The following is a 1,342-nucleotide window of genomic DNA, read 5'->3' on the forward strand; positions in this document are numbered from 1 at the left end:
CGAACAGCCCGCCACGACGCCGAGCACGGCGACGAGGGCGGTCACTGTCCGGAGAGCGGCCGTGGACGGGGAGCGACGGCGCGGGGACACGGCGTCAGCATGACAGCGTCGACGGCCCGGTTGTGAAGTGCGTCGCCGGTCCGTGCGCAGCGGGCCCCGGGGGTGACACGCTTGCGCCTGCACACCCAGACGACCCGGGGACCTGCGACACAGGCCTCGAGGGAGGACGGACAGCGATGTCCCCAGTTGGTTCCGGTGCCGGCCCGAGCGCGCCCGAGGTTCAGGCGCCCTACCGCAGCTCCGCGCCTCAGAAGCGCACCCGCGTGCATCACCTGCGGGAGATGAAGGAGCGCGGCGAACGCTGGCCGATGCTCACCGCGTACGACGTCTACTCCGCGCAGATCTTCGACGAGGCCGGCATCCCGGTCCTGCTCGTCGGCGACTCCGCGGGCAACAACGTCTACGGCTACGACAACACCATCCCCGTCACCGTCGACGAGCTGATGCCACTGGTCCGCGCCGTGGTCGGCGGGGCGCCGCGCGCGCTCGTGGTCGCCGACCTGCCCTTCGGCAGCTACCACGTGTCGGTCGAGCAGGCCGTGACCACGGGTATCCGGTTCCTCAAGGAGGGCGGTGCCCACGCGGTGAAGCTGGAGGGCGGGGCGCGGTTCGCCCCGCACGTCGAGGCGCTCGCAGGCTCCGGGATCCCGGTCATGGCGCACCTCGGCTTCACCCCGCAGGCCGAGCACGCGCTCGGCGGCTTCCGGATCCAGGGCCGCGGCTCGTCGGCCGAGCAGCAGCTGGTCGAGGACGCCCTCGCCCTCCAGGAGGCGGGCGCCTTCGCCGTCGTGCTGGAGATGGTGCCGGGCGAGGTCGCGAAGCGGGTCACCGCGGAGCTGACCATCCCGACCATCGGCATCGGCGCGGGCGGCGACTGCGACGCCCAGGTCCTGGTCTGGTCCGACATGGCGGGCATGAACCGCGGCCGGGTCCCGAAGTTCGTCAAGCAGTACGCGGACGTGGGCGGGGTCCTCCTGGAGGCGGCCCGCGCCTACGCCGCCGACGTCCGGGGCGGCGCCTACCCGGACGAGGCCCACACCTACCACTGACCGAGGGACACCAGGGCTGCCCGCAGGTGTGCGGGCAGCCCTGCCGTCGTTCGTCGCTGGAGCGGGGCGGGACACCGCCTCCGCGCGGTGCTTCGATGTCGAACCGTCAGGCGGCCTGACGGTTCGAGATCGACGCATTCCCGGGAGGACCCTCCGCGCGCCGCCGGGGAACCGCACGCACGGGTCGCGCGGGGCGGACTCAGCCCGCGAGCGTGCCCGGTACGGCGAGCATC

Annotated in this window: 1 protein-coding gene; it reads left to right on the forward strand. The window is 73.3% G+C overall.

The features are described from left to right. Positions 1-236 precede the first annotated feature (236 nt). Positions 237-1,109, forward strand: a complete 873-nt coding sequence (gene panB, locus H5J29_RS32890; protein WP_181784791.1) for a 3-methyl-2-oxobutanoate hydroxymethyltransferase — start codon at positions 237-239, stop codon at positions 1,107-1,109. The last annotated feature ends 233 nt before the right edge of the window (positions 1,110-1,342 follow it).

The organism is Pseudonocardia pini (assembly GCF_013870575.1).
GTDB lineage: Bacteria > Actinomycetota > Actinomycetes > Mycobacteriales > Pseudonocardiaceae > Pseudonocardia > Pseudonocardia pini.

What these genes read in the sequence shown, in the direction of transcription:
- panB (WP_181784791.1), top strand. Translation starts at nt 237, where the DNA reads ATGTCCCCAGTTGGTTCCGGTGCCGGCCCGAGCGCGCCCGAGGTTCAG.